Origin of the sequence: Pseudomonas boreofloridensis, from assembly GCF_030580795.1 — a bacterium.
Classification (GTDB): domain Bacteria; phylum Pseudomonadota; class Gammaproteobacteria; order Pseudomonadales; family Pseudomonadaceae; genus Aquipseudomonas; species Aquipseudomonas boreofloridensis.
This window is the reverse complement of sequence record NZ_JAUQOQ010000009.1, coordinates 103,302-126,119: the sequence shown is the minus strand read 5'-3', so window position 1 is coordinate 126,119 and position 22,818 is coordinate 103,302. Positions and strand designations below refer to the sequence as shown.

The 22,818-nt window shown below is 65.6% G+C and carries 16 protein-coding genes; 4 read left to right on the top strand and 12 right to left on the bottom strand.

Features of this window, described 5'->3' with window-relative positions:
• Nucleotides 1-89: 89 nt before the first annotated feature.
• The 3 genes from Q6A47_RS13210 to Q6A47_RS13200 are packed head-to-tail and all read left to right on the top strand — an operon-like array spanning nt 90 to nt 5,565.
• The gene (locus Q6A47_RS13210; RefSeq protein WP_304484506.1) at nt 90-1,328 is read left to right on the top strand and encodes an exonuclease SbcCD subunit D C-terminal domain-containing protein; all 1,239 of its coding nucleotides are present in this window, start codon (nt 90-92) and stop codon (nt 1,326-1,328) included.
• On the top strand, nt 1,325-4,969 hold the full coding sequence (locus Q6A47_RS13205; RefSeq protein WP_304484505.1) for an AAA family ATPase: 3,645 nt from the start codon (nt 1,325-1,327) through the stop codon (nt 4,967-4,969). The genes Q6A47_RS13210 and Q6A47_RS13205 overlap by 4 nt, the downstream gene beginning before the upstream one ends.
• Nucleotides 4,966-5,565 carry a glutathione S-transferase gene (locus Q6A47_RS13200; RefSeq protein WP_304484504.1) on the top strand — a complete coding sequence of 200 codons (600 nt, stop codon included), beginning with the start codon at nt 4,966-4,968 and terminating at the stop codon, nt 5,563-5,565. The genes Q6A47_RS13205 and Q6A47_RS13200 overlap by 4 nt, the downstream gene beginning before the upstream one ends.
• Before the next feature lie 7 nt (nt 5,566-5,572).
• On the opposite strand, the gene Q6A47_RS13195 is transcribed toward Q6A47_RS13200, so the two are convergent.
• The 10 genes from Q6A47_RS13195 to Q6A47_RS13150 all read right to left on the bottom strand — a co-directional run bounded on the left by Q6A47_RS13195 (nt 5,573) and on the right by Q6A47_RS13150 (nt 17,163).
• Complete coding sequence (locus tag Q6A47_RS13195; protein ID WP_304484503.1) at nt 5,573-6,703, bottom strand: lactonase family protein; 1,131 nt, start codon at nt 6,701-6,703, stop codon at nt 5,573-5,575.
• Nucleotides 6,669-6,959 carry a DUF5629 family protein gene (locus Q6A47_RS13190; RefSeq protein ID WP_039576382.1) on the bottom strand — a complete coding sequence of 97 codons (291 nt, stop codon included), beginning with the start codon at nt 6,957-6,959 and terminating at the stop codon, nt 6,669-6,671. Before Q6A47_RS13190 ends, Q6A47_RS13195 begins: the two co-directional genes overlap by 35 nt.
• Nucleotides 6,960-7,023: 64 nt before the next feature.
• Complete coding sequence (locus Q6A47_RS13185; RefSeq protein WP_369811497.1) at nt 7,024-9,417, bottom strand: efflux RND transporter permease subunit; 2,394 nt, start codon at nt 9,415-9,417, stop codon at nt 7,024-7,026.
• Nucleotides 9,414-10,436: a WD40/YVTN/BNR-like repeat-containing protein gene (locus Q6A47_RS13180; protein WP_304484502.1), complete on the bottom strand. Its 1,023-nt coding sequence runs from the start codon at nt 10,434-10,436 to the stop codon at nt 9,414-9,416. The genes Q6A47_RS13185 and Q6A47_RS13180 overlap by 4 nt, the downstream gene beginning before the upstream one ends.
• 217 nt (nt 10,437-10,653) lie before the next feature.
• Entirely contained in the window at nt 10,654-13,311 is a 2,658-nt protein-coding gene (gene pepN / locus Q6A47_RS13175; protein WP_304484501.1) for an aminopeptidase N, read from the bottom strand.
• Between the two features lie 13 nt (nt 13,312-13,324).
• Complete coding sequence (locus Q6A47_RS13170) at nt 13,325-14,155, bottom strand: DUF2797 domain-containing protein (protein WP_039576375.1); 831 nt, start codon at nt 14,153-14,155, stop codon at nt 13,325-13,327.
• On the bottom strand, nt 14,152-14,412 hold the full coding sequence (locus tag Q6A47_RS13165; RefSeq protein WP_029614797.1) for a YeaC family protein: 261 nt from the start codon (nt 14,410-14,412) through the stop codon (nt 14,152-14,154). The genes Q6A47_RS13170 and Q6A47_RS13165 overlap by 4 nt, the downstream gene beginning before the upstream one ends.
• A gap of 14 nt (nt 14,413-14,426) precedes the next feature.
• Complete coding sequence (locus tag Q6A47_RS13160) at nt 14,427-15,305, bottom strand: rhomboid family intramembrane serine protease (RefSeq protein WP_304484500.1); 879 nt, start codon at nt 15,303-15,305, stop codon at nt 14,427-14,429.
• A complete protein-coding gene (locus Q6A47_RS13155; protein WP_304484543.1) occupies nt 15,302-16,276 on the bottom strand; it encodes a metallophosphoesterase in 975 nt (324 codons plus the stop codon). The genes Q6A47_RS13160 and Q6A47_RS13155 overlap by 4 nt, the downstream gene beginning before the upstream one ends.
• Nucleotides 16,273-17,163 carry an NAD(+) kinase gene (locus Q6A47_RS13150; protein ID WP_039576369.1) on the bottom strand — a complete coding sequence of 297 codons (891 nt, stop codon included), beginning with the start codon at nt 17,161-17,163 and terminating at the stop codon, nt 16,273-16,275. The genes Q6A47_RS13155 and Q6A47_RS13150 overlap by 4 nt, the downstream gene beginning before the upstream one ends.
• A gap of 228 nt (nt 17,164-17,391) precedes the next feature.
• On the opposite strand from Q6A47_RS13150, the gene Q6A47_RS13145 reads away from it, so the two are divergent.
• Nucleotides 17,392-17,937 (top strand): cytochrome b/b6 domain-containing protein, encoded by a 546-nt coding sequence (locus Q6A47_RS13145; protein WP_029614799.1) that lies wholly within the window; start codon nt 17,392-17,394, stop codon nt 17,935-17,937.
• Here Q6A47_RS13145 and Q6A47_RS13140 read toward each other — a convergent pair.
• Nucleotides 17,928-18,818: a 1-aminocyclopropane-1-carboxylate deaminase/D-cysteine desulfhydrase gene (locus Q6A47_RS13140; protein ID WP_304484499.1), complete on the bottom strand. Its 891-nt coding sequence runs from the start codon at nt 18,816-18,818 to the stop codon at nt 17,928-17,930. The two genes, Q6A47_RS13145 and Q6A47_RS13140, sit on opposite strands and share 10 nt — an antisense overlap.
• A 44-nt stretch (nt 18,819-18,862) precedes the next feature.
• Nucleotides 18,863-22,771: a dermonecrotic toxin domain-containing protein gene (locus Q6A47_RS13135; RefSeq protein ID WP_304484498.1), complete on the bottom strand. Its 3,909-nt coding sequence runs from the start codon at nt 22,769-22,771 to the stop codon at nt 18,863-18,865.
• Nucleotides 22,772-22,818 lie beyond the last annotated feature (47 nt).

Genomic DNA, 22,818 nt, shown 5'->3' with positions numbered 1-22,818 from the left:
GCGGACGAGTTGAGTTACCATGGCGACCCTCCCGAGCGCCCCTTCAAGCGCGACCCGCGTTCGCTCGACTCGACATCGACAGGTCCCCCATGCGTCTGTTTCACACCTCCGACTGGCACCTGGGCCAGAGTCTCCACGGCCAGGAACGCGACTTCGAACACGCCTGCTTCCTCGACTGGTTGCTGGGCCAGTTGCGCCTGCGCCAGCCCGACGCGCTGCTGATCGCCGGCGATATCTTCGACACCGTCAACCCGCCGGTCAAAGCCCAGGAACGCCTCTACGACTTCATCGTCCAGGCCCACGAACAGCAGCCCAAGCTGGACATCGTGATGATCGCCGGCAACCACGACTCCGGCTCGCGCATCGAGCTGCCTGCACCGCTGATGCGGCGCCTGCGCACCCATGCCCTGGGCCGCGTGCACTGGATGGACGACGGCCAGCTCGACGCCGAGCGCCTGTTGATTCCGCTGACCAACGCCCGCGGCAAGGTCTGCGCCTGGTGCCTGGCCCTGCCCTTCCTGCGTCCAGCCGAAGTCACCGGCCCACAACTGGGCGACGACTACCTGCAAGGCATTCATCAGGTGCACCAGCAACTGATCGGCGCAGCGCTGGGCAAACGCCGCAAGGACCAGGCGCTGGTCGCCATCAGCCATGCGCACATGGCCGGCGGCTCGATCAGCGAAGACTCCGAACGCAGCCTGATCATCGGCAACGCCGAAGCGCTGCCGGCGCGGCTGTTCGACCCAGCCATCGCCTATGTCGCCCTGGGCCACCTGCACAAGCCGCAGAAGGTTAACCGCGAGCAACGCATCCGCTACAGCGGCGCGCCTATTCCGCTGTCGTTCGCCGAGATCAACTACCCGCACCAGGTGCTGGAGATCGAGCTGGACGGCGCCGCGCTGGTGAGCGTCGAGCCGCGCCTGGTGCCGCGCGCCGTGGCCTTGCAGCGCATGGGGCCGGCGCCGTTGAGCGAGCTGCTCGAGCAACTGGCCGAATTGCCGGTGATTGATCTGCTGGACGATCCCAACCGTCAGCCCTGGCTGGAAGTGCGCGTGCGCCTGGACGAGCCTCAGCCGGACCTGCGCCAGCGCATCGAGGCCGCTCTGCACGGCAAGGCCGTGCGCCTGGTGCGCATCAGCGCCGAATACGCCGGGCGCGAGGCCCGTGACGACGACGGCCAGGCGTTCGTCGAACTGTCGCAGCTCACGCCGCAGGATCTGTTCGGCCGCGCCTGGGAGCAGGCCTACGGCAGCCCCGTCGACGAGCAGACCCTGAACGACTTCGCCCTGCTGCTGCAGGACGTGCAACTGGAGTCGTCGCAGCCATGAAGATCCTGGCCATCCGCCTGAAGAACCTGGCCTCCCTGGCCGGCCCCGTGGACATCGACTTCACCGCCGAGCCCCTGGCCAGCGCTGGCCTGTTCGCCATCACCGGGCCGACCGGCGCCGGCAAGAGCACCTTGCTCGATGCCCTGTGCCTGGCGCTGTTCGGCACGGTGCCGCGGCTCGAACCGATCGGTCGCGAAGCCAAGGTGCCCGATGCCGACGGCGAGATTCCCACGTCCGACCCGCGCAACCTGCTGCGGCGCGGCACCGGCAGCGGCTTTGCCGAGGTCGATTTCGTCGGCATCGACGGCCAGCGCTACCGCGCCCGCTGGGAGGCCAACCGCGCCCGCGACAAGGCCACCGGCAAACTGCAGCAGAGCCGCCAGAGCCTCTATGACCTGGACGGCGAGCAACTGCTGGCCAGCGGCAAGCAGGAATACAAGCCGCTGGTCGAGGCGCGCCTGGGGCTGAACTTCGAACAGTTCACCCGCGCGGTGATGCTGGCCCAAAGCGAATTCGGCGCCTTCCTCAAGGCCGACGACCGCGAGCGCAGCGAGCTGCTGGAAAAACTCACCAACACGGCGATCTACACCCGCCTCGGCCAGCGCGCCTTCAGCCGCACCCGCGAAGCGGCCGACGCACTCAAGACCCTGGAAGACCAGGCCAGCCATCTGCTGCCGCTGGCGGCCGACGCACGCGCCGAGCTGGATCGACAACTCGAACAGGCTTTGCTGCAGTTCAAGGCCGAGCAAGCCAACGAACGGCAGTTGGAGCAGCAATGCGCCTGGCTGGCCGAGCAGCAGCGCTTACAGGCGCAACGCCAGGAAGTGGTCGAAGCACTCCAGACCGCCGAGCAGGCCAGCGAGCAGTTGGGCGAACAGCGTCTGGACCTGCAGCGTCTGGAACGTCTGGCGCCGCAGCGTCATCAGTTCCAGCGTCAGCACGCCCTGGGCGCCCAGCTCGCGCCGCTGGCGGCCGAGATGGCCGAGCAGACGCGTCAGCAGACCGACCTGCGCGCCCGCCTCGGCGAGCAGGAGCAGGCTCAGCTCGCGGCGCGCGAAGCCCTCGCGCAACAGCAAGCGCAGCAGGCCGAACAGGCCCCGCGCCTGCGTCAGGCGTTCGCCGCCCAGCACGAACTGGCGCGCCTGGACCAGGACCTGGAGAAACAGCAGTCGCTCTGCCAGGACGCCGAACAGCGTCTGGTCGAGGGCCAGCAACAGCTTGAGCAGGTGCAAGAACACCAGCAGCGCAGCCTGGCGCAGTTGGCGCTGATCGACACCACACTGGCCGAGAGCCAGCATTTGTCCGGGCTGGCCGACGCCTGGCAGGCGTACCTGCCGCAAGTGCGTCAGGTGGTGCAGATCGGCGCCCGCCTGGCCCAAGGCCGCGAAGAGTTGCCCGGTCTTCAGGCCCAGGCCAGCCAGGCCACTGCGCAGGTACAGAGCCTGCGCGACAGCCTCGAACTGCTGTTCCGCGAAGCCAAGGCCGAGCCCGAGGCACTGGCCGAGCAGATCGATCTGCTCGGCGGCATGCTTCAGGACAATCGCAAACAGCAGCGTGCAGTGGAGGAACTGTCGCGCCTGCACGGCCGCGAGCGCGAGTTGAGCCAGCAACGCGATGGGCTGCGCGAACGCCAGCAGCAGGCCATGCAGCAGCGCCAGCAGTTGATCGCCCAGGGCACCGCCGCCAAAGCCGAACTGGACACCGCCGAGCAGGCCTTGGCGCTGACCCGGCAATTGCTGGAGCGCCAGCGTCAGGCGCGCCACAGCAGTGTCGAAGCGCTGCGCAGTCAGTTGCGCGAGGGCGAAGCCTGTCCGGTCTGCGGCAGCGCCGAACATCCGTTTCACCAGCCCGAGGCGCTGTTGCAGAGCCTTGGACAGCACGACCAGGTCGAAGAAGAAGCGGCGCAGCAACAGGTCGCGACGCTCACCCAGCAACTGGTGGAGTTGCGCACCCAGCTCGGCGTGGTCAACGCCCAACTCAAGGACTTCCAGCAGCAACACCTGCACCTGGACGACCAGTTGCAACCGCTGGCGGCCCAGTTGCAGGCCCACAGCCTGTGGCCAGCGCTGGCGCCCCAGGATGACCCGGCCCGCAGCGCCTGGCTCGACAGCCAATTGCGCCGGCTGGAGACGGAAATCGGCCGGGACGAGCAGCGCCAGAGCGCCCTGCTCACGCTGCAAAAAGATGCCGCGCGCCTGGCCCAGCAGATGCAGGCCGCGCAGCAGACCCAGCAGCAGGCCCAGCGCCATCTGGAGCAGCAGCACCAGGCCCTGGATAACGACGAGCAACAACTGCGGCAAGGCCTGACGGACTTGGCCAGCGTGCTGCCCGAAGACGTGCTCAAAGCCCTCAGCGATGACCCCACCCACGCCTTCGTCGCCCTCGACCAGCAGATCAGCCTGCGCCTGCAACAGCAGACCCAGCGCCAGGAAGAACAACAGGAGCAGCAGGCCCGCCAAGCGCAACTGGACAAGTTGCACGATCACCACCAAACCCAGGCCCAGGCGCTGGAACAGTTGCAGCAGCAACGCGCAGCGCTCGATGCCCAGCGTCAGCAGGCGCACGCCGAGCTGTCCGAACTACTCGGCGAGCAGCCCAGCGCCGAGGCCTGGCAGCAGCATGGCGACACCCTGCTCGAACAGGCCCGGGCACTCGACAGCGGGACGGCGCAGCAGCTTCAGGCGCTGCGTACCCAGGACGTGCAACTGGCCGGCGAACTCAAGGCCAACACCGCCCGTCAGCAGGCGCTAGAGCAGGAACGGCACGCCTTGGACAGCCAGATCGCCGACTGGCGCGCCGAGCATCCGCAACTCGACGACGCTGGATTGCAACGCTTGCTGGCCATCGACGACGCCGAGGTCAGCGCGCTGCGGCAGCGCCTGCAGCAGGCCGAGAAAGCGGTCGAACAGGCCCGGGTGCTGTTGCAGGAGCGCGAACAGCGCCTGCAACAGCACAACGCCGCGGGTGCGGTCCAGGCGTCGATCGACGACCTGCAACAACGCCTGGTCGCGCTGCGTGAACACCTCAACGCCCAGGAACAGCAGTGCGCCGAACTGCGCGCCCGCCAGGCCGACGACCAACGCCGCCAGCAGGCGCATCAGGCCTTGGCCGACGCCATCGAGCAGGCCCGCCGCGAATGGCAACGCTGGGCGCGCTTGAACGCGTTGATCGGCTCGGCCTCCGGCGATGTGTTCCGCAAGATCGCCCAGGGCTACAACCTCGACCTGCTGCTGCACCACGCCAACCAGCAGTTGCGCCAACTGGCCCGGCGCTACCGCCTCAAGCGCGGCGGCAGCGCCCTCGGCCTGTTGGTGCTGGACACGGAAATGGGCGACGAACTGCGCTCGGTGCATTCGCTGTCCGGCGGCGAGACCTTCCTGGTGTCGCTGGCCCTGGCCCTGGGCCTGGCGTCCATGGCCTCGAGCACCCTGCGCATCGAGTCGCTGTTCATCGACGAAGGCTTCGGCAGCCTCGACCCGGAATCGCTGCAATTGGCCATGGACGCGCTGGACGGCTTGCAGGCCCAGGGCCGCAAGGTCGCGGTGATCTCCCACGTGCAGGAAATGCACGAGCGGATCCCCGTGCAGATCCAGGTGCGCCGCCAAGGCAACGGCTTGAGCGATGTCGAGGTCTGCGGGTGATCCTCTACTCGTTCCGGCGCTGCCCTTGGGCCATGCGGGCGCGCCTGGCGCTGCGCTATGCCGGCTGCGACGTGGAGATCCGCGAAGTGTCGCTGAAGCACAAGCCCGCCGAACTGCTGGCCTTGTCGCCCAAGGGCACGGTGCCGGTGCTCGATACCAGCACCGGGGTGCTGGAGGAAAGCCTGGACATCATGCGCTGGGCACTGGACCGGCATGACCCGCAAGACTGGCGCTTGCTCGACGACCCGCCCGCCGCAGCCCGCGCCGAGGTGCTCATTGCCCGCAACGACACGGACTTCAAGGCCCAGGTGAACCGCTACAAGTACGCCGAACGTTACCCCGAGCATTCGCGTGAACACTACCGCCGGCAGGCTGAAACCTGGCTGGCCGAACTGGAAGGATTGCTGGCGCAACGGCACTTCCTGCTGGCCGATCACCCAAGTCTGGCCGATGCCGCGTTGATGCCCTTGCTGCGCCAGTTCGCCGGGGTCGAACCGCAATGGTTCGCCGAGGCGGCTTATCCGCGCCTGCGCCGATGGTTACAAGGATGGCTGGCGTCGGAGCTGTTCACGGCGATCATGGCCAAGCAGCCATGAGCGCCAATCACTCGAACAGCTTCAGGTCCGAGGGTGCGTCCTGAGCCAGAGTCTGCACCGTGTCGCCGAGCCTGCCGGTACGCGCGTCTCGGTTCATCACCACGATCTGGTTGCTCTTCTGGTTGGCCACCAGCAGGAACTTGCCACTGGGGTCCAAGGCGAATTCCCGGGGATGATCGCCTTCCACCGAGCGACGCTGCACCAGGGTCAGGTGGCCATCCTCGGGATCGACGGCATAGACCACGATCTGGTTGGCGGTGCCACGGTTGCTGACGTAGAGAAACCGCCCATCGTCCGACAGGTGCAGCCCTGCAGCGGCCTTCGCCGCCGGATCGGCGCTGTCGGTGAGGGGCAGGCGCTGGCGCTCGATCAACTCGACCTGACGAACATCGAACATCACCACTTCGGCGCTCATTTCCAGGGTGAGATAGGCATGCCGGCCCTTGGCATCGAACAGCAGGTGACGCGGCCCGCTGCCCGGCGGCAGCGTGACCGATGCCGGAGTGGCCGGGGTCAATGGCTGATCGCTGCTGGCGCCGTCGTAGCGATAGATGAACACCTTGTCGGCGCCCAGGTCACTGGCATACAGGTGACTGCCATCGGGCGAACGCACCACCGAATGCACATGGCCACCGCGCTGGCGCTCGGCATTGACCTGGCTCGGCGCATGCCGCAATTGCTGTTGCACCTTGCCCAGTTTGCCGTCGCGGTCCACTGCAATCACCACCAGGCTGCCACCGGGGTCGGGGGCCACGGCGTAGTTGGCCACGAACAGGTAGCGTTCATCCTGGCTCAAGCTGGCATGGGTCGGCTCATCGCCGAGGCTGGGCACCTGTCCGAGCGGTTCGAGCTCGCCGTCGCTGCCCACCGCATAGCTGCTGACATGACCTGCACGCGTCTCGTTGACGGTAAACAGCTGCTTGTGGTCTTCGGACAGCACCAGCCAGGACGGGCTGTCGACCTCGATCACTTGCAGCGGCTGCTGTTCGATGCGCCCGGTGTCGGTGTCGAAGGCATAGCGATACAGGCCCTTGCTGGCGCCGTCGGTATAGCTGCCCACCAGCAACGTGGCAGCCTGCGCGTTGACGCCCAGACCCATGAGACTAACGATCAGCAGGCGCTTCCAGTTCCGGTTCATCTTCGTCCTCATCAGGGGCGCGAAAGGCACTCATCAACACCAGGCGGTGTTCAGCTTCGGCATCGGCCAGCAACCAATCGTTCCCCTCGGCGCGGGCGGCGGCGACCTGCTCGGCACTGAAAGTCCAGCGGCGCAGCTGGCGACCGTCCATGCACTCGACCACCAGGCCGGTGTCGTCGCAGGTGAAGTCAAAGGCATGCAGGCCGTCGATCAGCAGCATGTCGCAGGATTCGAGGGCGGTAGCGAGAGCGGGCATGGGAAACACCTAGGGCGAAAAAAGGCGGCCAGTATATCGCCCCGGCCGCCTGCCCGCCCCTGGCTCAGTGGGCGAAGATCGAGCCGCCCGGCTTGCCCACCATCTTCTGCGGCTTGATCAGGAAACGCGCCAGTGCCGGCAGCAGCCACAGCGCCCCGAACATGTTCCACAGCAGCATGAAGGTGAGCATCAGGCCCATGTCGGCCTGGAACTTGATCGCCGAGAAGATCCAGGTGCACACGCCGATGGCCAGGCACAGACCGGTGAACAGCACGGCCTTGCCGGTGGAGCGCAGGGTTTCGTAGTAGGCCTCCTGCAACGGCAACCCCGCGCGCAGGAAGCTTTCCAGGCGGCTGTAGATGTAGATGCCGTAGTCCACCCCGATGCCCACGCCCAAGGCCACCACCGGCAGCGTCGCCACCTTCACGCCGATGCCCATGAAGGCCATCAGGGCGTTGCCCAGCACCGAGGTCAGCACCAGCGGCAATACGATGCACAGGGTCGCGGCGAAGGAGCGGAAGGTGATCAGGCACATCACCGCCACACACAGGTACACCAGGATCAGGATGGTCAGCTCGGCCGACTTGATCACCTCGTTGGTGGCCGCCTCGATGCCGGCGTTGCCGGCCGCGAGCAGGAACTGCAAGCCGTCACGATCATGCGCCTCGGCAAAGGCCTTGGCGGCGGCGGTGACCCGTTCGAGGGTCTCGGCCTTGTGGTCGTTGAGGAACACCAGCACCGGGGCCAGCGAGCAGTTGGCGTTGTACAGCCCGTCGGCACGGGCGATGGAGTTGTTGAGGATGTCCGGGTTGCGCGACAGCGTCTCCCACTTCAGGCTGCCTTCGTTCATGCCCTTGATCACCTGCTTGGACACGGTCACCAGGGAGATGGTCGACTGCACGCCGGGGGTGTTGTCCATCGTCCACATCAACTCGTCGATGGGCGCCATCGTCTCGTGCACCGAACAGCGCTCGGCGGCGGTCTTGACCATGATCACCAGCACATCGGAACTGGTGGAGTAGTTGCCGATCATGAAGCGGTTGTCGAGGTTGTAGCGTGAGTCGGGACGCAACTCCGGCGCGCCCTGGTCGAGGTCGCCGATCTTCAGGTTCTGGCTGTACCAGAGCCCACCCGCGAAGGCCAGCAGCGCCAACCCAATCGACACCGGCGCCACCTTGGGGCTGGCGAAGTTCGACAGCAGGCGCCAGAACGGGTGCTCGCAGACCGCATCCTTCTTGCTGCGGGCGATGGCCTTCTGGCTGATACCGACGTAGCTGATGGCCACCGGCAGCAGGATCAGGTTGGTGAAGACGATCACCGCCACGCCGATCGAGGCGCCGATGGCCAATTCGCGGATCACGCCGATGTCGATGATCAGCAGGGTGATGAAGCCCACGGCGTCGGCGAGGATGGCGATCATCCCCGGCAGGAACAGTTGGCGGAAGGTGCGTCGGGCGGCGGTCAGGGCGTTATCGGCGTCGCTGGACTGCAGGGCGATGCCATTGATCTTCTGCACCCCGTGGGAAATGCCGATGGCGAAGATCAGGAACGGCACCAGCATCGAATACGGATCCAGGCCGAAGCCTACCGCATGCATCAGCCCCAGTTGCCAGACCACCGCCACCAAGGTGGTGATGAGCACGGCGATGGTGCTGCGGATGCACCAGGTAAACCAGTACAGCAGTGCCCAGGTGATCAGCAAGGCGATGCCGAAGAACATCGCCACCATCACCAGGCCGTCGATTAGATCGCCGACCTTCTTGGCGAAGCCGACGATATGGATCTTCACGTTGGGGTTCTGTGCCTGGAACTTGTCGCGGATTTTCTCTTCCAGTTGATGCGAGAACTTCTGGTAGTCCAGCCGAGTGAGCTTGCCGGGGTCCTGCGGGTCGGGGAAAGTCTCCAGCAGCGGGATGTCGATGATGCTCGACTTGAAATTGTTGGCCACCAACCGGCCGACCTGCCCGGACTTGAGCACGTTGTCGCGCAGGGTGTCGAGGCTGTCCGGCGAGCCATCGTAGGTGTTGGGGATCACCTCTCCGCCAGAGAAGCCTTCCTCGGTCACTTCGCTCCAGCGCACGCTGGGGCTCCACAGCGACTTGAGCCCGGCGCGGTCAACGCCGGGCAGGTAGAACACCTCGTCGTTGATCTGACGCAGGGTCTCCATGTAGTCCTTGTCGAAGATGTCACCGTTGACGGCCTCCACCGAGATGCGCACGGTGTTGCCGAGATTGGCCAGGTCGTCGCGGTGCTCCAGCATCTGTTCGATGAAGGGGTGCTGCAGCGGAATCATCTTCTCGAAGCTGGTGGACGGGCGGATCTGCGTGGCCTGCCAGAACAGGAACAGGCTGACCACCACGCACAGTGCGATGACCACCGGGCGATTGTTGAAGATCAGCCGCTCGAGCAGGGTGGCCTTGTCGTTATGGTGCATGTCGAGCTTCTCCGGACGGTTCATGGCTGCACCTCATCGGCACCTTCGGCACTGGTCAGATGCACCCCGCCCTGCCCCACCAGCAGCAGGCGGTCGTTGCTCAGGCCACTGACACCGGCCAGGGCCAGGCGGTCGGCGCGGTTGTAGAGGCTGAAGGTCTGGCCGTCGTCGCGGCTGCGCAAGACGCTGCCGCCGTTGCCCACCACCACCAGGCTGCCGTCGCCCAGCAACGTGGCGTTGGCCAGGCCGAATTCCAGCGGTCCGCGTGGGGTCTGCACGTCGATGGCGTGCCAACTGTCGCCGAAGTCGGTGGAGCGCAGCAGGTTGCCCCGCAGCCCGAAGGCCAGCAGGGTACGCGGCTGGGCGGTGCCGATCACACCGAACAGTGAACCTTCATAGGGGCTTTGCACCGGCGTCCAGGTCAGGCCGTCGTCATTTGAGCGGAACATGCTGCCTTGCTCGCCGACGATGAACAGGCCAGCGTCCTTGACCTGGGTGATGGCATTGAGGTGCATCTGCTCGGGGTTGGCCAAGCGCTCGCCCACATCCTGCCAGTGCTGGCCACCGTCGGTGGTTTCCAGCAGCGCACCATAGGCGCCGACGGCGAAGCCATGCAGGGCGTCGATGAAGCGCACATCCAGCAGCGGCGCTTCGCGGGCGAGGTCCTCGAACTGCTTGTTCCAGGTCGCGCCGCCATCGGTGGTGGCAAGGATCTGCGCATCATGCCCCACCGCCCAGCCGCGCTTGTCATCGAGGAAGAACACGGCGGTGAGCAATTGCCGGGTGGGCACCCGGGCCTGGCTCCAGGTCTTGCCCTGGTCGTCGGAAAACAGGATATGACCGCGATCGCCGACCACCACCAGACGCGGCCCGGCATGGGCAGCGTCGATCAGCAGACTGCGGCTGGCCTTGGCCGACTCCACCGAGTATTCGGTGGCGGCGGCCGCCTGCGCGGTGTCTGTCCATGTGCCCAGCGCCACTAGTGCGCTGGCCGTCAACGCCAAGGCTGCGCGCCTGACATCCACCCTCAGCCATTCCCTCATCACCGCCCCCTGTTGTGTTCTTGTAGTGGGTCAATGCCTTGCAGGTCCTGCGAAAACCCTTGATCCAGAGCCCTGCGATAGCGTGGGGCGATCCTATCGGGGAACTTCGCGCGGACACAACGGGCGGGACGTTATGTTTTGTTATGCCAGCAACATGGCACTCAGACGCGACAAGGCCGCCTCCCAATGGTTGCGGAGACGGCCTTGTCGCCACGCATCAAGCCAGGCTCTTGCTCACCACCTCATACACATCGCTTGACAGCTCACCGGAAGCGAGAATCCGCTCCAGCTCGCCCTTCATCAGCGCCTGACGCGCGGCATCGTACTTGCGCCAGCGGGTCAGGGGCGAAAGTTGACGCGAGGCGATCTGCGGGTTGAGGGCGTTGAGCTCGATCACCAGGTCCGCCAGGAAGCGGTAGCCCGAACCGTCGGCGGCGTGGAAGTTGACCAGGTTCTGCCCGGCGAAGGCGCCGACCACTGCACGCACCTTGTTCGGGTTCTTCAAGGTGAAGGCCGGGTGCTGCATCAACGCCTTGACCCGCGCCAGCGCGCCCGGAAGGCTACTTGCTGCCTGCACGCTGAACCACTGGTCCATGACCAGCGGGTTGTCCTTGAAGTGCTCGGCGAAGGCCTCCAGCGCCTTGGCGCGCTCGGCTTCGAACGGCGAGTTGACCAGTACCGCCAGGGCAGTCAGGCGTTCGGTCATGTTGTCGGCGTGCTCGAACTGCTCGAGGGTCGCTTCCAGCACCTGCGCCTTGCCAGTGAGCATCAGGTACGACAGCGCGATGTTCTGCAGGCTGCGGCGGGCGAAGTGCTCGGCCTCGGCCACATAGGCGGTGTTGCGCGACACCTCGCGGTGCGCCTGGTAGCGCGCCCAGAGCGCATCGAACAGTTGCTCGGCGATCTGCCTGCGGGCGAATTCGCGGGCCGCATGAATCGCGTCGACATCCGCCACCTGGCTGATTTCGGTCAGGTACGCTTCGCCCGGCAGCGACAGCATCTCGGCGACCATGGCCGGATCCAGCGACTCGTTGCCCAGTACCGTACCCAGGGCGGTCATCAGCCGTGGATCGAGTTTCAGCGCTTCGCCGCGCTGATGCTGACCGATCAGCTCCTGCAACACCTGCACGGCCAACTGCTGTCCCGCCTCCCAGCGGTTGAAACCGTCGCTGTCGTGCTGCATGAGGAACATCAGCTGGTCGCGGTCGTAGGGGAAGCTCAGCTTGACCGGCGCGCTGAAACCGCGCAGCAGCGAAGGCAGCGGCTTGGCAGCGATGCCCTGGAAGGTAAAGGTCTGCTCGGCTTCGGTCACCGCCAGCACGCGGTGGGTGCCAGTGGCCTGCGCCTCGCCGAGCAGTTGCAGCGGCAGGTCGTTGCCGTGCGCATCGAGCAGACCGAGCGCCACGGGGATCACGAACGGTCGTTTCTCGGCCTTGTCCGGGGTCGCCGGGCAGCTCTGGCAGAAGGTCAGGCTGTAGGTCTGGGCGCCAGCGTCATAGGCCTCGCTGACCTCCAGGCGCGGCGTTCCCGCTTGGCTGTACCAGCGTTTGAACTGGGTCAGGTCGACGCCGTTGGCATCTTCCATGGCCTTGATGAAATCGTCGGTGGTCACGGCCTGGCCGTCATGACGGTCGAAATACAGGTCGCTGCCTTTGCGGAAACCCTCGGCGCCCAGCAGGGTGCGGACCATGCCGACCACCTCGGCCCCCTTCTCGTAGACGGTCAGGGTGTAGAAGTTGGAGATTTCGATGAAGCTGTCCGGACGCACCGGGTGGGCCATGGGGCCGGCGTCTTCGGCGAACTGGTGGGTGCGCAGGTAGGCGACGTCTTCGATGCGCTTGACCGTGCGCGAATTCATGTCGGCACTGAACTCGGCATCGCGGAACACCGTGAAGCCTTCCTTGAGCGACAGTTGGAACCAGTCGCGGCAGGTCACGCGGTTGCCCGACCAGTTGTGGAAGTACTCGTGGGCTACCACCCCTTCCACACGCTGGTGAGCGGCGTCGGTGGCCGTCTCGGCGCGCGCCAGCACGCAGCTGGAGTTGAAGATGTTCAGGCCCTTGTTTTCCATGGCGCCCATGTTGAAGTCGTTGACTGCGACGATCATGAAGATGTCCAGGTCGTACTCGCGGCCATACACCTCTTCGTCCCAGCGCATGGACTTCTTCAGGCTGACCATGGCGTGCTGACACTTGTCGATGTTCTCGGGTTCGACGTAGATGCGCAGCGTCACGTCGCGACCGGACTGACGGCTGAAGCTGTCCTCGACGCACCACAAGTCGCCCGCTACCAGGGCGAACAGGTAAGCGGGCTTTCTGAACGGGTCTTCCCAAGTGGCCCAGTGGCGCCCGTCTTCGGCCGGACCGCTGTCGACCGGGTTGCCGTTGGACAGCAGCACCGGGTAGCGATGCTGTTCAGCGATCACCGTGGTGGTGAAGGTGCTCATCACATCCGGGCGGTCGAGGTAATAGGTGATCTTGCGAAAGCCCTCGGCTTCGCACTGGGTGCAGAACATGCTGCCGGACTTGTACAGCCCCTCCAGCGCAGTGTTGCTTTCCGGGTGGATCTTGACGCTGGTGTCGAGGGTGAAGCGCTCGGCTTTGGGCTGCAGGGTCAGGCTGTCGTCATCGCGTTGATACTCGCCGGCGTGCAGTTCCTGATCGTCCAGCGCGGCGCGCAGCAACTCCAGGTGCTGGCCGTCGAGCACCAGCGGCGGCAGGCCGGCGCCGCGCTCAGGGTTGCGTCGCATGACCAGTTGCGCGTGCACCAGGCTGTGGTCTTCGAACAGCTCGAAGGTCAGGTGCGTCTCGTCGATCAGGTACTCGGGGGCCTGATAGTCCTTGAGGTAGATCACTTGCGGTTGTTCGGTGCGCATGCGGACGATCCTTTTACTGGAGCACGGCCAGCTGATAAGCCGTGTACTTGCGAATGTTGATCACGCCGGTGTCGAAGATCAGGTATTGACCCTTGATGCCCAGCAACGTGCCCTCGACCACCGGATCCTTGTCCAGGTTGAAGCTGACGATCTTCTTCGGGTAGGCCTGGACCGGATAGCGCATCTGCACCACCTCGGCATCGGCCAGCGGTTGGATCGCCTGCAGGCCGAACCGTGCCTGCAGCCCGCGCAGGCCCTCGGCGCAGGCATCGAAGATCTGCTCGCGCACGGCCGGCAAATCGAGTACCTCGGCATCGCCCTTGAGCAGGGTGCGCCAGTTGGTGCGGTCCGGCACCTGGCTGCGCAGCAGGTCTTCGACCAGCCCGGACTGCTGGCGCGTGGCAACGCGCAGGATCGGCAACGCCTGGCTGGCGCCCTGGTCGAGCCAGCGGGTGGGCAGTTGGGTGGCGCGGGTGATGCCGACCTTGATGCCCGACGAGTTGGCCAGGTAGACGATGTGGTCGGTCATGCAGAACTGCTCGCCCCACGACGGTTCGCGGCAAGTGCCGGCGTCGTAGTGACAGCGCTCCGGCGCCATGATGCAGAGGTCGCACTGCGCCAGCTTGGTCATGCAGGGGTAGCAATAGCCCTGGCTGAAGCTGGTCTTGGTGCGTTTGCCGCAATGACTGCAATGAATCGCGCCCAGGTACTCCAGGCGCAGGGTCTGGCCGATCAGCGGATTGACCGGCACCTGCTGTTCGCCAAGGCGAAAGCTGTACTGCACCACCGGTGCGTCCAGGCGCACCGCCATCTTGCTCAGAGAGCCACGAGCGAGTTCGATCAATGTACCGAGTCCGACTTGAACAGAATGTTGGGGATCGGCGCAGACTTGGACGCGCATTCCTGGGCGCCCATGTAGCCGGTGCGCTGCTCCTCGGGCAGGTTGCTGGCCTCCCAGGCGATCATGGCCTGCAACGACAACTCTTTCTGCTCGGCGGTGAGCTTGCGGCCATCGGACCATTTGCCGATCTCCACGGCCGTCTTCAGGCTCTGGTAGATCTCGGGTGTGATGTTTTCGATCATTTGCGCGAAAGTGGACATGAACGTCTCCTGAATCAAGCCGACAGTTTACGCCGGGCCAGCAGCCCACCCAAGAGGCCGCTCAGGCAACCGATGAGCAGGCCGCCGACATGGGCGGCATTGGCGATCTGGCCGAAACCGAGCTGACCGACGACGCCGCTCAGGCAGACCACCAGCCAGATCAGCATCATTGCCAGGACGCCGCGAGGCAGTTCGAACAGCGGGTGCGGCGCCAGGCGCTGGTACAGCCAGAGGTAGCCGAGCAGGCCGTAGAGCACACCGGAAAGCCCGCCGAACAGGTTCGGGCCGTCGATGACATGCTGGGCCAGGTTCGACACCCCGCCGAACACCAGCGTCAGGGCCAGCAGCGTCCATGGGCCTTGGCGCAGCTCGATGCGCCGCCCCAGTTCCCAGTACCACATGCCGTTCATCAGCAGGTGCAGCACGCCGAAGTGCACGAAGATGGGTGAAATCAGCCGCCACCACTGACCCTCGCCGAGGCTCTGGGCCAGGGGCACGAAGTACAGGTAATCGCCCTGCACCTGGTAGTCCTGGAAGGTGAACCCGCTCAAGGTGGCGAGGTTGTCGCCAAGGCCGGTCAGGCCCGCCACCACCAGGCACAGCAGCAGCACGGCGACGGTGACCTTGCAGGCGCGGGCCTGAGCCTTGAGCGAGGGCGCTGCGTTGTCCTGGGCCGGACGTTCGGGCGTGGCCAGTGCATGCAGGTCGGCGTCGCCTTCGCGATAGCGGCGGTACAAGTCCAGCACCTGCTCAGCCAGTTCCGGCGGTGCCCACAGCACTTGATCGCTGCCCTCTTCCACCACCCGGTGCGGCACCTGCAACTGCTGGAGCAAGGTCACGAAGCCGCCCAGGTCGACCGACAAGGGCAGGCGCAGCACTTCGACCACGTTCATTGGCCGGCCCGCGGACGGTCGACATCGACCCAGACGAACTTGTGCGGGTCGATGCGGGTTTCCGCATCCAGCCGGTAGGCCACCAACTTGCCGTACAGCACTGCGCTGTAGTCCAGGCAGGCCAGGTTGGGGCGGATCGGCGCGGGATGACCGCTGCGCCAGTAGTGGCCGACGAACAGCAAGGGCTCGTCTTCGGCGTACCTCAGCAAGGCATTCTTCTGGCTGTGACTGAGCGGCGCGCGGGCCACTTCTTCGGGCAGAGCGTCAGGCTGGAACACGATGTCACCATAGGTCTGCGGGTCTTCCTCCCAGAACTTGGTGCGGAAGAACGCGCGGGTCAGGCCGTCGCCACCGGTCAGGGTCAGACCGCCGGGCAGGCGCATGTCGGTGCCGCGCAGCAAGCGGTTGCAGGCGGTCGCGGCGAAGCTGCCGGACACCGCCGAGGCCTGCACGAAGTGCGGATCGATACGTCCGTCCGGATGCTGGGCGCGCAGTTGCGCGATCAGTGAGTGATCCCAGCAGGCATGCACCAGCCGAAAGCGCTCGGCATCGATGAACAACGGCAAGGTGTAGAACCAGTGCAGGAAGTCGTGCCAGTCGCCCGGATGCTGGGCGAACTGCTCCAGGGTCTCGTCGATCAGGCGCGCGTGGCGCGGCGTGTGCTCGCGTACGAAGGTCTTGCCGCTGCCCGGCAGCGCCGGGGTTTCCCAGGCCAGGGCGTTGTATTCATGGTTGCCCATGATGCAGTGCGCCTGCCCCGCTTCGACCATGTTGTGGACGATGTGCAACGCCTCGCGAATGCGCGGGCCGCGGTCGACGATGTCGCCGAGGAACAGCGCCTGGCGCCGTGGGTGACGCCACACGCCACCCACGCGGTGGTAGCCGAGGACGTCGAGCAGGCGTTCGAGGGTCTGCGCGCAACCATGGACGTCACCGATGATGTCGAAACTGCGAGCCGGATCGAGCATCAGTCGTCCCTGCCACCCAGACGGCTGCCCCAGCCGAGCTTGGTCCGGCAGACCTCGTAGTAGTTGTGCCCCAGCGGATGGATAAGGCGCAGCTTCTGCGACTTCTTGCTCACGGTGATGGTGTCGCCCGGTGCGCAGGTGAAATGGTTCTGGCCGTCACAGGAAACCTGCGGATAGATCTGCAGGTCCTTGGCCACCACGATCTTCAGCTCGCTGTTGCCGTCGACCACGATCGGCCGCCCGGACAGGGTATGCGGGTACATCGGCACGATGACGATGGCGTCGAGCTTGGGGTGCATGATCGGCCCGCCCGCCGACAGCGCGTAGGCGGTGGAGCCGGTGGGCGTGGCCACGATCAGGCCGTCGGCCTTCTGGCTGCAGACGAACTGGCCGTCGATGTAGATCTCGAACTCGATCATCCGCGTCGACTTGCCCGGGTGCAGCACCACATCGTTGAGCGCATCGCCCTGGCCGATGGCCTCGTGGTGACGGCGCACCTCGGCCTGCAGCAGGAAACGGTTCTCGACCAGGTAGTGACCGTCGAGCACCTCGGCGACCTTGGTCTCCAGCTCGTCGGGGCGAATGTCGGTGAGAAAGCCCAGGTTGCCGCGGTTGATGCCCAGCACCGGGATGTTATGGCGGGCCAGTGCGCGCGCAGCGCCGAGCAGGCTGCCATCGCCGCCGACCACGATGACCAGGTCGCAGACCTCGCCCAGCAGCTTGCGCGACGAGGTCTGCAGGCCATGACCGGGCAGCACTTCGGCGATGGTGTCCTCGAGAATCACGTGCAGGTGGCGCTCGAGCAGGAATTTCTTCAGTCGGCGAATGGTGTCGAGCACCTGCGAGCTACCGAGGCGACCGATGATACCGATATTGCGAAATTGCTCCATGGGGCTCCTGCAAGGCTCTGCGGCGGGTGACGATGGCGCGATTATGGGCGAAACCCCTGGCCAGCAGCAAACGGCCATCGCCCCGGCATACAGGGCGTGGGTCAGCATGAGTGGCGCCGATCGAAGAAACTCACCGCTAGGATCAACGAAAAACTATCATCCGACGCGCTACAGTCCACAGCAGGCGCCAGCAAGAGCGCCTCACTGACCTGATGACGAGGATCGACCATGCTTTCATCCACCCCGACGCCGCACTACGCGCGCCTGTCCATCATCCTGCACTGGCTGATGCTGGTGCTGCTCGCCGCGGTGTACGCCTGTATCGAGTTTCGCGGTCTGTTCCCCCGCGACAGCGCTGAACGCGACCTGATCAAGAGCCTGCACTTCATGCTCGGCCTGACCGTGTTCGTGCTGGTGTGGCTGCGCCTGGCCATGCGCGTGATGCGTCCCACGCCGCCGATCCTGCCCCGGCCACCGGCCTGGCAGACCGGCCTGGCGCACCTGATGCACGCATTGCTGTATCTGCTGATGATCGGCATGCCGGTGGCCGGCTGGCTGATCCTCAGCGCGGCGGGCAAGCCCATCCCCTTCTATGGACTGGAATTGCCCGCGCTGATCGGCAAGGACCCGGACCTGGCCAAGTTCATCAAGGGCTGGCACGAGCAGGTCGGCACCTGGGGCTACTGGCTGATCGGCCTGCATGCGCTGGCCGGCCTCTACCACCACTACGTGCGCCGCGACAACACGTTGCTGCGCATGCTGCCCTACAAGTAACCGCGGCGCCCCTGCAGGCCGCCGGTATGGACGAAGATCAGGCGAGTGCCACGGGCAAAGCGCCCAGCCTCGACCTGCTCGCGCAGCGCCAGCAGCGCCTTACCGGTATACAGCGCCTCCAGGGGCACCTCGCTGTGGCGCTCGCTGGCGGCGATGAAGTCCAGCAATGCTTCGTCGATCCGGGCGAAGCCCCCGCGGCAAGCGGCGTGCAGGTGATAGCCCGAAGCGCCGACCAGCGCCGCGACGTTCTGCGCCGCGCCGTGGTCTTCGGGGACCGCCAGCGCACCGTGCACGGGATGCGCGCCCTGCTCGGCCTGCACCAGGCCAGCCAAGGTGGTGCCGGTCCCAACTGCCAGCCACCAGGCGTGATAGTCCGCCCAACCGAGTGCACCCAGCCCAGCACGGGCCTGCTCGACGATCTGCGCACACCCCACCAATCCGTCCTCGCCGGCGCCGCCTTCGGCGATGCAGTGCCAGCCCGGGTAGCGTGCCTGCCAGGGCCGCCAGAAGTCTTGCTGGTGCCGCGCCCGATAACCGGCGTAACCCAGCCAATGCAGTTGCATGCCGAACGCCTCCAAATCGCGAACCGTGGGCGTGTCCTGGCGATGACCACGCAGCAGCCCGGCGGTAGCGAAGCCGAAGCGGCGACCCGCGGCCGCGAGGGCGTGCAGATGATTGGAGTGGTTGCCGCCCAGGCTGATCAGGCCAGGCGCACCGGCCTGACGTGCGCGTTGCAAAGGCCGCTGCAGCTTGAACCACTTGTTGCCGCTGATCAGCGGGTCGATCAGGTCCAGGCGCAGGATCGCGCACTCGACGCCCGCCTGCGCCAGCCAGGGCAGGCGCAGCGGGTGCAGCGGCGCGGAGGGAAGGTCTGCGAACATCGGGCGTCTCGTCGAACAGCGGCAAGGCGCCCAAGATTAACAGCTCAACGCCGGGTGGTTCGCCAGCTGTGCGCATTGCCCACATCGATGAAGCGCTCCAGCGTCGGGTGCAGCACCTCGGCGGTTTCGATCCACTGCATCACCTCGCGCTCGGCCAACACGCCTTGCCCGATCAGATCAAACACATAGCCTTTGGCTGCGTCCACGGCAGCGATCTCGACATCGGCCAGATGGCGCATGTCGTTGAACAACCGTGGACCGCTGATCGCGGAAATCTCCCGCATGTACGCGGTGAAGCCGGGCTGATCGTGCAGTGGACGCTGTTCGGGCAACCGTGCCTGATCGAAACGCCGAACGATTTCGGCCTGCATCGCGTCGAGCAACGGATTCCCTGCCAGGCTGGCGAAGTGGCTGTTGTTCGGCCCTTTGAGCATGAGCAGATAGTTTTCCACCACCGCGCCAACAGCCAGCTGTCCCGGCCGCAGGCTGATCGTTTCGAGCGGCTTGAGCAGGCGGTCGTCCATGTCCAGGTACACCCCGCCCAGTTCGAACAGCAAGCGGTAGCGCAACACGTCGCTGGCTGCCGCGTAATTACGCCACTGTGGTTGCAGAAAAGCGTCGAACACCCGCCCCTGAGCGCTGGCCTTGAACGGGGTATAGAACGCTTCGCCGGCCAGGCTCACGAATGTCGCGCCGGGGTAACGCAGACGCAGGCGGGTCAATTGCGTCAAGGTCCGCAGTCGCCCCCCCTCACCCAGAAAATGCACCTGCAGGCTGTAGCCGCTTTGTCGGGCCAACGCCACATTGGATTTGAGCGTGGCATCGTGGGCAGCGATCAGCGCAGCGGCGCTGCCGATCCATATCTGGTGAATGGCCTTGGGCACGGCCTCGCCCAGCGCCGCCGACTTGAGCCTCGGCAACACCGGGCGATCGACGCACTCCAACTCGTAACGTGCCTGCTGGCGTTCGAGTTCACTGGGCAAGCGGGTGGGCCTGGTAACGCTGCGATGACGGGCGGCCAACCCATCGTATTCATAGAACAATCGGTTGTCGGCCGAATACCAGCAACAGGTATCCAGATCGAAATACACCAATTGACTGCGCTGACCATCGTGCAGACGATGCTCGACACCATCGCGCACCTGACTGCTGTTGATCCCACGTAGATGCAGCAGTGCCGGTGCCCGCCCTACCGGCACCATCGGCATGCCGGCGCGCAGTTGCAGCTTCGGCATGACGTGCCAACGCGGCGAGCCACCCATGCGCTCGACACGCGTATCAGGATTGGAAAACAGCGAACGGGCCAGCGGACCCTGACCGTCGCCCAGGTAGAAACGCGAGATTCCTTCCAGGCTGTCGTGTACCTCATAGACCCGGTAGTAGCGGCCGTCCAGCCGGACATGGAGCTTGCCGTCGGCGGCAAACAGGCCTTCGCGTACCCCTGTTTCGATCCGCACCAGCCCGGCCATGGGTGGAGAGCTCGGCACCGGCGTCAAGCTCAGACGCGCGCCCACCGACTGCAGACGTACCGGAGCCTGAGCGCGCGCTGCCGGGATCAGCGTGGGAAAACGGGCATTGGCCAGCCCGGTGATGCTGGTCAGGGCCTGTATCACGTACTCGCCGGCCTCTTGACGCTGGCCTTGAGCGTAGGCGGCATAGCCGTTGAACAGGTAGTAGCCTAACTCGGCCAGGTCCAATACCGTCATCACGCGCGCCGGAAATACCACGCTGAGCAGACGAAAAATCGCCACGGCGATTTCCAGGCCACGCTCAAGTGCCAGTTCTGCGTCGGATAAGGCCAAGCTGTCGGCTTCGGCAGCCAGGAAGGCGAGCCGGTAATCGAAGACCTGCTGCGCGAGTGGCTTGTCGATCACGACCGTGGCGATCTGCGCTCCACCCTTGCCTTCGGCGATTTGCCGCAACAGGGGATAGACGGCAGCCTGCTGATGCTTGCCGAAACGCGACAGCCAGTACCGCAGCGTTGCCTGCCAGGCTGATGGCATGCCGATTCCCGCCAGTTCCTGGCGCAGTAGTGCGACCAGCGCGCTGCGCGACTGGCAGCGTCTGAATGGCTGCCCAGACGGGTGATCCGGAAGATAGCAGAGGATGGACGACTCACCACGAATGGAGAAGACCAGCACGTCCCGCAGCGAGTTACCACCGATCGCCAGGCCCTCCACCCGTGCGCCACTGCGTGGCGACTCGGAGGGCGCAAGCACCTCGAGCACCTGCCTATGCCCCGAGTCGTCGAGCACGCCACAGGCGTTGGCCAACAGCGCATCCAGGCGTAACCGCGTTTCGAACTGCGACAGCGCGGCGGTGCGGCTCGCCTCGAACCCCGCCTGCGTGGTCGGCCGCATCGCATCGGTGAGCAACTGCGCATAGCGCCCAGGCAAATCGAGTTGCTGCCCCAGCGTCTCCAGATAGGACGCGCTCAGGCGTGTGGCCTGGACGAGCGTAAGGCCCTCGAACTGGACCTGCCAGGTGGCATCGGCACGTGCAGGCATGCGCATCGCCAGGTACTCCACCAGCGTGCACTCGACCACGCTGGGTTGGACATGCCCCCGCTCGGGCTCGACGCCCGGCGCAAGCTCCGAGCCGATCGTCTCTGCTGAGAATTCAGTGATGGTGATCATCACCTTGACCTGCGCCGGGTCGATGGCCAAGCCGCGTGCGGCCAAGGCATCAGCAATGCGTTGGCGGGCGAAGGTCTCGAAAGACGGCAGTGCCAGCCAAAAGCGCTCGGCCTGGGCCTGCTGTTCCAGTAGCGACAGAATCAACGTGTCCAACTGCGCCTGACGCGTGGCAGTGAGCTCGCGCAGGCCCATCGGCAACTGGGCACGCAAGGCCTGTCGATGTGCAACGAAGGCCTGCAGGTCGTGCAGTGCACGCGGGGGTGATGCATCCAGCCCCAGTTGCGGGTTCCACAGCGACAGTCCGTTCGCCATCGCATTGCTGCGCCAGGCGGCGATCTGCTGCTCGGCCAGGGCTTCGAACGGGTTGTCGTCGATGGGCCGAGCGAACAGCTCGAAGCCTCCGCCCAAGCGGGCGCGCTCGCCAAGGATCCGCGCTTGATCGACAGCGCCCAATCGACGCAGCAGCGCCTGCAACCAAGGCCCCTGCCCCGCCAATGCCATCGCCACCCCATGCAACGCCTCCTGCAAGTGCGCATGGGCTCGCACGAAACCGAAATAGCCGGTGCAATAGAGCACCGTGGTACCGGTCAGGGTCTGCCGTTCGGTCACTCGACCGAGCGCTGGCTGATAGCCCGCAGGCTCAGTGCACACCGCCATCACCCCAGGCAAAAGCACCTCTTGGCCATCGCCCCAGGTCCGCGCGACCAGTGCGTAGACACCGCGTCGGGTGCTGCGATCAACCAGACGCGGGTGCGCGACGATGTCCTCGACCAACGTCATGGCCTCAGGCGCGATCCATCCAGCCGCTGCGAACGATTCCACGGTCTCGCGCAGGCTTTGGCGCACCTGAATCTGCAAAGCCAAGCGTCGACTGTTCTCGGACACGCGTTGCGGCACGTCCCAATAGGTCGCTGCGTCAGCCGCCCAGCGCGCCGCGACACGCTGCACATCGATCTGCTGCAACGCCTCACGCAGTTGCTTAAGGGTCAGGCCAGGCAACGCCTCGGGCAACTGCACGGCATCGGCACGCAACGACAGCGCCGCGTCAGCCGGCTCGAAGTCGCCTGGCGCCGCCGGCTGCCCCTGCCGAGCCTGTTGCAACAACTCGAACAACGAACGGGCCGCGAGCACTGCACGTTGCCCCGATTCATCGGCAGGGCCTAGCTGCAGCAGGTAGAGATCGAGGTCGAGCACGCCGGGCAGGCGGGCTTCGAACAAGGCACGGGCCGCCGTGTCAAGCGACGGCAGACCGTGGACGTCGGGCAGACCCTCTGGCAGTTGCGCCAGCAGCGCGGCGGACAGATCGAGCGAGGACATGAGGCACTCTCCAAGCGAAAAGCCTGGAGCTTGCCGAGGGCCCAACC